9 protein-coding genes are annotated in these 8,508 nt (G+C 72.9%); 7 read left to right on the plus strand and 2 right to left on the minus strand.

Annotated features, from left to right (window positions below):
• Positions 1-18 precede the first annotated feature (18 nt).
• A complete protein-coding gene (locus tag D3273_RS12670) occupies positions 19-279 on the plus strand; it encodes a hypothetical protein (RefSeq protein WP_129227066.1) in 261 nt (86 codons plus the stop codon).
• Between the two features lie 40 nt (positions 280-319).
• On the opposite strand, the gene D3273_RS12675 is transcribed toward D3273_RS12670, so the two are convergent.
• Together D3273_RS12675 and D3273_RS12680 are read right to left on the minus strand one after the other, a co-directional pair.
• A complete protein-coding gene (locus tag D3273_RS12675) occupies positions 320-613 on the minus strand; it encodes a hypothetical protein (RefSeq protein ID WP_129227068.1) in 294 nt (97 codons plus the stop codon).
• Positions 610-3,186, minus strand: a complete 2,577-nt coding sequence (locus D3273_RS12680) for an HWE histidine kinase domain-containing protein (protein ID WP_129227070.1) — start codon at positions 3,184-3,186, stop codon at positions 610-612. The genes D3273_RS12675 and D3273_RS12680 overlap by 4 nt, the downstream gene beginning before the upstream one ends.
• Before the next feature lie 162 nt (positions 3,187-3,348).
• Here D3273_RS12680 and D3273_RS12685 point away from each other — a divergent pair, with 162 nt between their 5' ends.
• From D3273_RS12685 to D3273_RS12710, 6 genes are read left to right on the plus strand one after another with little or no spacing between them, the layout of a single operon-like run.
• Positions 3,349-3,963, plus strand: a complete 615-nt coding sequence (locus tag D3273_RS12685; protein ID WP_245501141.1) for an anthranilate synthase component II — start codon at positions 3,349-3,351, stop codon at positions 3,961-3,963.
• On the plus strand, positions 3,963-4,997 hold the full coding sequence (gene trpD / locus D3273_RS12690; RefSeq protein WP_129227074.1) for an anthranilate phosphoribosyltransferase: 1,035 nt from the start codon (positions 3,963-3,965) through the stop codon (positions 4,995-4,997). Before D3273_RS12685 ends, trpD begins: the two co-directional genes overlap by 1 nt.
• Before the next feature lie 2 nt (positions 4,998-4,999).
• The gene (gene trpC / locus D3273_RS12695; protein WP_129227076.1) at positions 5,000-5,803 is read left to right on the plus strand and encodes an indole-3-glycerol phosphate synthase TrpC; all 804 of its coding nucleotides are present in this window, start codon (positions 5,000-5,002) and stop codon (positions 5,801-5,803) included.
• On the plus strand, positions 5,800-6,282 hold the full coding sequence (gene moaC, locus D3273_RS12700; RefSeq protein WP_129227078.1) for a cyclic pyranopterin monophosphate synthase MoaC: 483 nt from the start codon (positions 5,800-5,802) through the stop codon (positions 6,280-6,282). The genes trpC and moaC overlap by 4 nt, the downstream gene beginning before the upstream one ends.
• Positions 6,279-7,529 carry a molybdopterin molybdotransferase MoeA gene (locus tag D3273_RS12705; protein WP_129227080.1) on the plus strand — a complete coding sequence of 417 codons (1,251 nt, stop codon included), beginning with the start codon at positions 6,279-6,281 and terminating at the stop codon, positions 7,527-7,529. The genes moaC and D3273_RS12705 overlap by 4 nt, the downstream gene beginning before the upstream one ends.
• Positions 7,530-7,570: 41 nt before the next feature.
• Complete coding sequence (locus D3273_RS12710) at positions 7,571-8,347, plus strand: SDR family NAD(P)-dependent oxidoreductase (RefSeq protein WP_129227082.1); 777 nt, start codon at positions 7,571-7,573, stop codon at positions 8,345-8,347.
• The last annotated feature ends 161 nt before the right edge of the window (positions 8,348-8,508 follow it).

The following is an 8,508-nucleotide window of genomic DNA, read 5'->3' on the forward strand; positions in this document are numbered from 1 at the left end:
CGCCGCCAGGAGATCACGATGCCGTCTCGTTTCCACGCGCCGTTCATGCTGGCCGCGCTCGCCCTGTGCCTCGACGTCGCCGCGACGCGGGCCGAGCCGTCCGCCTCCGATCAGGAAGCCTGCACGCCGGACGTGTTCAAGATCTGTTCCTCGGCCATCCCGAGCGAAAGCGCGATCGTGGCCTGCCTCAACGCCCACGTGCCGCAGCTCAGCCCCGCGTGCCGCGCCGTCATCGATCCCCCGCGCGCCCGGCCGAAGCGGCGCTCGCAGCGGTCCTGAACGCGCCCGCCTGCCCGCGGGCGGCAAGGCCCGCGGGCGTTCAGCCCAGGAGGACCGCCGCGATCTCGCCCCATTCCGCCTCCGGGCCGCCGACCGCTTCCGGCCTGGCGGCCCGCCGGTACCAGTAGCGGGCGTTGGCGGCATCGCCTTCGCGCCGGTGCAGGTAGGCGTGGACCCAGGCGGCGTCTCGCCCGACCTCATCGGCCGCCACCGCCTCGTGCGCCCGCGTCCAGTCGCCGCGCCGGTCCCACCACAGCCCCAGCAGCGCCGGCGACAGGCCGTCGGGCGGCGCGCTCCCGCCGCGCGCCGCGGCGGCGAACGCGTCCGGCGTCACGCGGCCGCTCCGGCGGCCTGCGCGGCCTGAACCCCGCCGAGCGCCATGCGGAGCGCGGCGCCGTCGTAAGGCTTCGACACCACCGGGACGGCGCGGAAGCGCTCCGGCATCACGATGCTTTCGCCGTATCCGGTCGCGAACACGAAGGGCATTCCGAGCCCGATCAGCCGGTCCGCCACGCCGAAGCTCGTGTCGCCCGACAGGTTCACGTCGAGCACCGCCACGTCGAAACTGTCCATGGCGAGGAACCGCTCGGCGTCGGCGATCGTGCCCGCCACTTCCACATCGAGCCCCTCCTCGGCCAGCATGGCCTGGGCGTCGAGAGCGATCATCATGCTGTCTTCGACCAGCAGCAGCCGCTTGGCGTTGAGTTCCACGGGCTCCGGCGGGGTCGCGGGCACGACGTCCTCCTCGTCCACCTCGCCGATGTGCTGGGCCGGGATCAGGAAGGTGCCGTGCACGCCCTGCGTCAGGTACTGCACGCGGGATTCGCCGCGCAGCTCGAACGGCACGGTCTGCTCGACGATGATGCTGCCGAAGCCGCGCCGCTCCGGCGGCTTCACCGGCGGGCCGCCGAGTTCGCGCCACTCGATGCGCAGGTCGCCGGAGGGCTCGCGCGACCACGTGACCGTCAAGCGCCCCCCGCTGCGGCTCAGCGCCCCGTATTTCGCGGCATTGGTCATCATCTCGTGGAACACGAGCGCCAGCGCCTGGTAGGCGCGCGAATCGAGCGTGATGCCCGGCCCGACCAGCGCCACCCGGTCGGCCGAATGCGTCCAGGCGCGGGCTTCAGCGTCCAGCAGGCGGCGGAACGGCGCCTTCGCCCACCCCGTCTGGGTGAGCTGGTCGTGGGCGAGCGCCAGCGCGCGGATGCGGTGCTCGAGGTCCCCGGCGAACCCGTCCATCGACACCGCGTTCTGGCGGCTCTGCCGCACGAGCGACCGGATCAGCGCCAGGATGTTCTTCACGCGGTGGTTCAGCTCGGCGATCAGGATCGCCTGGCTTTCCTGGGCGGCGCGGCGCTCGGTGTTGACGATGTCGGCGCGGTTCAGGATCACCTCGAGGAGGGAGATCCGAAACGTTTCGGCGATCTGCAGCTCGGCGGGGCGCCACGGGACCGATTGGCCGTGGACCTCCTCCCGCCAAGCGTCGAAGCTTTTGCGCGGGCCGATGCGGGCGTCCCGCCCCTCGATGGAGACGGGCTTCGACGGGTCCCCGCCCCAGGTCACGGTCTGCACGACCTCGCGGCGGAACAGCAGCACGTATTCGCGCGGCCTGCGCGAGAACGGGATGGACAGCACCCCGCTGACCTCCGCCACGTAGGCGGCGGCGGACGGCAGCTCGCGCGACAACGCCCCCGTGGCGTAGGGCGCGTGGGGGTCGCGCTCGCCGAGGTGGCGGAGCAGGTCCGGCATGGCGTCCGCGGGCGGGACCGAGCCGACGCCCACGAACCCCTTCTCGGACCAGATGCCGAAGCCGTCGCAGGGGATCATGCCCTTGATCAGGTCGTCGAACCGCGCCGGCGCGTCGAAGATCGAGGCTTCGGCCGACATGGCGGCCATGAGGCTGTCGTGCGCCTTCCTGAGCTCCGCTGCGAGCAGGAGCTCGCGCGCCTGCTCCTTGGCCTCGATCTGCAGCGAGAAGATCTGCCCGAACAGCTCGGCGGCGGCGCAGGTCGAGGAGGAGATGCGGCGCGGCGACGAATGGTGGCAGGCGATGAGGCCCCACAGCGTGTCGCCGGCCATCAGCGAGATGGTCAGCGTCGCGTGCGAGTCCATGTTCTTGAGGTATTCGATATGGACGGGCGACACGCTGCGCAGCGCGGCCAAGCTGAGGTCCGCGTCGGCGGCGGATTCGGAGCGGGCCAGCAGCGGCACCGGCCGGTAACCGACGTCGGGGATGAGCCGCAGCCACTGCTTCCGGTACAGCGCGCGCGCCTGGGACGGGATGTCGGACGCCGGGTAGCGGAGCCCCAGAAAGGGCTTGAGCCCCGACCGCAGCGCTTCGGCCTTCACTTCCCCAGAGCCGTCGGCGAGGAACTTGTAGATCATCACGCGGTCGAAGCCCGTGACGGCGCGGACCTGGTTGGCGGCCAACGTCAGGAACCGCTCGAGCGTGGGGGCGCGTTTCAGGCGGCCCACCATGCTCTTCACCAGGGTGATCGGGTCGGTGGCGAGCGTGTCGGCGCCGCGGCGCGGCACGATCTCCACCACGGCGTTCGACGCCGACATGTGCACGGTGATGTCGTAGCGCTCCTCGCCCCCGTCGATCGGCTGATCGAGGAGGCGTTCGGCGCCGCCCGACACCATCGACGCCTGGAGGACGTTGCGGAGGTCGTGCAGCGTCTTGTTGGGGAGCAGCATGTCCAGCGTGGCGTCGAGCATGGAGTCGGCGTCGCGCCCGAGGAAGTCGCCGGCATTGGCCGAAACGGCGCGCACGATCCACGACGGCAGCGCGCAGAACAGCAGGCAGCCGTGGGGCTGGATGGCGCCCGGCATGTGGATGCGCTCGCGTTCGCAGGCCGACAGGTCGGGCATCGGGGGAGCGACGGTCGGCGTTTCTGTTGCGTCCATGGTGTCCCGGGGGGCGGCGCCGAGCGGCGAGCAACGCTTCCATAGCCGAAAGCCTAGTCCCTGCCAAAGTCGGGGTGCCGTCGCGCGAGCGGCATGGCGCCTCGCCTTGACCTCGGGACGGGGCCGCTTAAAAGCGGTCGCAACATGAAAGGGCGGGTTCCCGTGCCGAAGGTCACCCTCGTCGACAACTACGACAGCTTCACCTGGAACCTGTTCCACGACCTCGGCGCGCTCGGGGCCGAAGTGACGGTGGTGCGGAACGACGAGCTGTCGGCCGAAGAGATCCTGGCGTCCCGGCCCGACGCCATCGTGCTGTCCCCAGGTCCCTGCTCGCCCCGGCAGGCGGGCGTGTGCTGCGACCTGCTGCGCCAGGCCGGCGAGGACATGCCGGTGCTCGGCGTGTGCCTCGGCCATCAGGCGATCGGCGACGTGTACGGGGGCGACGTGGTGCGGGCGAAGCTGCCCATGCACGGCAAGGTGTCGACCGTCGACCACGGGGGGCGCGCGGTCTTCCGCGGCATCAACGGCGCCTTCAAGGCGACCCGCTACCATTCGCTCGTCGTCGACGAGGCGACGCTGCCGGCGGAGCTCGAGGTGACGGCCCGCTCGGAGGACGGCACCATCATGGGCCTGTCGCACCGGGAGCGCCCCGTCCACGGCGTGCAGTTCCACCCCGAGTCCATCGCTTCCGAGAACGGCCGCGTGATCCTGAAGAACTTCCTCGACATCGCCGAGGCCTGGAACGCCGCGCATCCCCGCGGCGGGCGCGCCCGCTGATGGACGGCTTCAAGCTGCTGCTCGGCAAGCTCGCGACCGGGGCGGCGCTCACCCGCGTCGAAGCCGAAGCGGCCTTCGACCACCTCCTGTCCGGCGAAGTCACCCCGACCCAGACCGGCGCCTTCCTGATGGGCCTGCGCGTCCGCGGCGAAACCGTGGACGAGATCAGCGGCGCGGTCGCGGCCATGCGGCGCCGCATGGTGCGGGTCGTCGCGCCCGACGGCGCGGTGGACATCGTCGGCACCGGGGGCGACGGCTCGGGCTCCTACAACGTGTCGACCCTGGCGGCCGTCATCGTGGCGGCGTGCGGCGTGCCGGTGGCCAAGCACGGCAACCGCGCCGCGTCCTCGCGCTCGGGCGCCAGCGACGTGCTGTCGGCCCTCGGCGTCCGCGTCGGCGGCACGCCCGCCGAGGTCGAGCGCTGTTTGAGCGAGGCGGGTATCGGCTTCATGATGGCTTCGGCCCACCACGCCGCCATGCGCCACGTCGCCTCGGCCCGCGTCGAGCTCGGCACCCGCACCATCTTCAACCTGCTCGGCCCGCTGTCGAACCCCGCGGGTGTGCGACGCCAGCTTCTCGGCGTCTTCTCCCGCGCGTGGCTCGAGCCCTTGGCCGAAGTGCTGCGCGGCTCCGGCGCCGACCGGGCCTGGGTGGTGCACGGGTCGGACGGGCTCGACGAGATGACCACGACCGGCCCGACCAGCGTGGCGGAACTCCGCGACGGCGCGGTGCGCCTGTTCGAGGTCACGCCCGAGGAAGCCGGCCTGCCGCGCGGCGCCGCCGCGGACCTGCGCGGTGGGGATCCGGCCCACAACGCCGCCGCGCTGCGCGCCGTCCTCGACGGCGCGCGCACGCCTTATCGCGACATCGCCCTGCTCAACGCCGCCGGCGCGCTCGTGGTCGCGGGCCGCGTCGAAACGCTGCGCGACGGCGCGGTGCTGGCGGCCCGGGCCATCGACGACGGCCTCGCCGCCGACACACTGCGCCGCCTCGTCGCGGCGTCGAACGCCGACCCCCTCCCGCGGAGCGCCTGACGGTGGCCGACATCCTCGACCGCATCGAAGCCTACAAGCGCCGCGAGATCGCCGACGCGAAAGCGCGCGTGCCGCCGGCCGAGCTCCGCCGCCTCGCCGCCGCCGCCCCGCCACCGCGCGGCTTCGCCGACGCGATCGGGGCGCGCCATGCCGAGAACGGGCTGGCGCTGATCGCCGAGATCAAGAAGGCGAGCCCGTCGAAGGGGCTGATCCGCGCCGACTTCGTTCCCGCCGACCTCGCCCGCGCCTATGCGGCGGGCGGAGCCGCATGCCTCTCGGTGCTGACCGACGCGCCATCTTTCGGGGGCGCTCCGGAGTTCCTGGGCCAAGCCCGCGACGCCTGCGCGTTGCCGGTGTTGCGCAAGGACTTCATGTTCGACACCTATCAGTGCTTGGAAGCCCGCGCCTGGGGCGCCGACTGCATCCTGGTCATCATGGCGGCGCTCGACGACGCAGCGTCGCGCGACATCGCCGACGCCGCGGGGGACCTCGGCATGGACGTGCTGGTCGAAGTCCACACCGCGGAGGAGCTCGACCGCGCGTTGGCCCTCCCGTGCCGCCTCGTCGGGGTCAACAACCGCGACCTCCGCTCGTTCGCGACCGATCTCGCCGTGTCGGAGCGCCTCGCGCCCCGCATCCCGTCGGACCGCATCGCCGTCGGCGAGAGTGGCATCGCCACCGCGGACGATTGCGCCCGGCTGGCGCGGGTCGGCATCCGCACGGTGCTGGTCGGCGAAAGCCTGATGCGCCAGCCCGACGTGACGGCGGCCACCCGCACCCTGCTCGGCCGGGGCGCGCCCGCGTGAGCGGCCTCACCCACATCGACGCCGAAGGTCAGGCCCGCATGGTCGACGTCGGCGACAAGGCCGTGACGGCGCGGGTCGGCGTCGCCGAGGGCGTCGTTCTCATGGCGCCGGACACGCTGGCGCTGATCCTGTCCGGCGACGCCAAGAAGGGCGACGTGCTGGGCACCGCGCGCATCGCCGGCATCATGGCGGCCAAGCGCACGCACGACCTCATCCCGCTGTGCCATCCCCTGGCCCTGTCGTCCGTCACGCTCGACCTCACGACCGGGTCCGAGCCGCCGCGGGTCGTCGTGCGCGCGACCGTGAAGGTCGACGGCCGCACCGGCGTCGAGATGGAAGCGCTGACCGCCGTTTCGGTCGCGTGCCTGACGGTCTACGACATGGTGAAGGCCGTCGACCGCGGCATCCGCATCACCGACATCCGCCTCGTCGAGAAGCGCGGCGGCAAGTCCGGCGATTACCTGGCGGACCCCGCGTGACCTCGCCGTCGCTGACGGCCGTCGCCGAGGCCGTCGCGTCCATCCTGGGCTCGGCCGCGGCGCCGCGCGACGTCGACACCGTGCCGCTGCGCCGCGCCGCCGGCCGCACGCTGGCGCGCGACCTCGCCGCCCTTCGCACCCAGCCGCCCTGCGACGTTTCGGCCATGGACGGCTACGCCCTGCGCGCCGCCGACCTCGCGGCCGTGCCGGTGACGCTCGACGTCTTGGGCGAAAGCGCGGCCGGCCGCGCCTTCCCGGGGCGCGTCGGCCCCGGCCAGGCGGCCCGCATCTTCACCGGGGCACCGGTGCCGCCGGGCGCCGACACGGTGGTGATCCAGGAGAACACCGAGGGCGGCACGGTCGGCGGCGAAACGGGGCGCGTCCGCGTGCTCCAGGGCGAAGCCGAGGGCCGCCACATCCGTCGCTCGGGCCAGGACTTCCGGGACGGCGAGGTCCTGCTGAAGGCGGGGCTGAGGCTCGGCGCCGCCGACGTGGCGCTGGCGGCCGCGATGAACCACGCGGATCTCCCCGTGTTCCGGCGCCCGCGGGTCGCCGTCCTGGCGACGGGGGACGAACTGGTGCAGCCCGGCGGCTCCCCCGGCCCGGGCCAGATCGTGGCCTCGAACAGTTTCGCCGTCATGGCCTTGGCGGAGGCGGCGGGCGCCGACGTCATCGACCTCGGCATCGCCGGCGACACGATGGCGTCCCTGGCGGCCGCCTTCGCGACCGCGCGCCGCGACGGCGCCGACCTGCTGGTGACGCTCGGCGGCGCCTCGGTCGGCGACCACGACCTCGTCCAGCGGGCGCTGATCGCCGAAGGCATGGACCTCGGCTTCTGGCGCATCGCCATGCGGCCGGGCAAGCCGCTCATGCACGGGCACCTCGGCGGCATCCAGGTCCTGGGCCTGCCCGGCAACCCTGTGTCGGCCATCGTCTGCGGCATGCTCTTCGTGGTTCCGCTGATCCGGCAGCTCGCGGGGGACCGCCACGCCGGCGACGATCGATCGGAGGCCGCCGTGCTGGCCGAACCGATGGCGGCCAACGACGGCCGGCAGGACTACGTCCGCAGCCGCCGGCTGCCCTCGCCGGACGGCGTTCCCCGCGTCGTCCCGGGGAAGCGGCAGGATTCGTCGCTCTTGAAGGCCCTGTCCGACGCCGACTGCCTGGTGATCCGGCCCCCGCATGCCCCCGCGGCCCCGGCCGGGACGCCGTGCCGCATCATCAGCCTGGCCGCGCTCGGGGCCTGATCAGCCCGCCGCGCGTCTTCTTCCCAAATCGGGGGATCGCCATGGCGCGGGTTTTCATCACGGGATCGTCGGACGGCCTTGGGCGCAACGCCGCGAAGCTCCTCGTCGCGGAGGGCCACGCCGTCGTGTTGCACGCCCGCGACGATTCCCGCGCCGCCGACGCGATGCGGGCGGTCCCGGGCGCCGAGGGGGCGCTCGTCGCCGACTTCGCCAGCCTCGACCAGGTCCGACGCCTCGCCGATGCGGCGAACGCCCTCGGTCGTTTCGACGCCGTCATCCACAACGCCGCGGTGGGCTACCGGGAAAAGCGCCGTCTCACGACCGAGGACGGCTTTTCCCACGTGCTCGCCATCAACACGCTGGCCCCCTACGCGCTGACCGCCCTGATGACGCCGCCGAGGCGGCTGGTCTTCGTGTCGTCCGAACTGCATCGCCGCGGCAGGTCGGACCTCGACGACCTCGACTGGCGCCGGCGGGCCTGGAACGGCACGCAGGCCTATTCGGACACGAAGCTGCACGACGCCCTGCTGGCCTTCGCGGTGGCGAGGCGCTGGCCGCGCACGCTGTCCAATGCCCTGGAGCCGGGCTGGGTGGCGACCAGGATGGGCGGTCCCCGCGCCACCGGCGACCTCGACGCCGCGCACCGGACACAGGTCTGGCTTGCCGTCGGCGGGGACGCTGCGGCGAACGGGACGGGCGGGTACTTCTTCCACTGCCAGCCTCGCCGGGCCAGCGGCGGCGCCCGCGACGAAGACCTTCAGGACGGGCTGGTCGCGGCCTGCGAGGCCATGACGGGCATCCGGTTCCCCGCAGGCTGAAGAACCCGCGAGCACGTCGGGAAGCGCCGGGGCCGAACATCGCCGGACGCGAAAAGGCCCCGAGCCGTGAAGCGTCGGGGCCTTGTGTCGGTTGTCGTGTCGAGTGAAGTGTTGCGTTGATCTTGGCGGGCCTGGCGGCGACCGACTCTCCCGGGCCTTGA

The sequence above is a fragment of the Lichenibacterium minor genome, from assembly GCF_004137685.1.
Taxonomy (GTDB): domain Bacteria; phylum Pseudomonadota; class Alphaproteobacteria; order Rhizobiales; family Beijerinckiaceae; genus Lichenihabitans; species Lichenihabitans minor.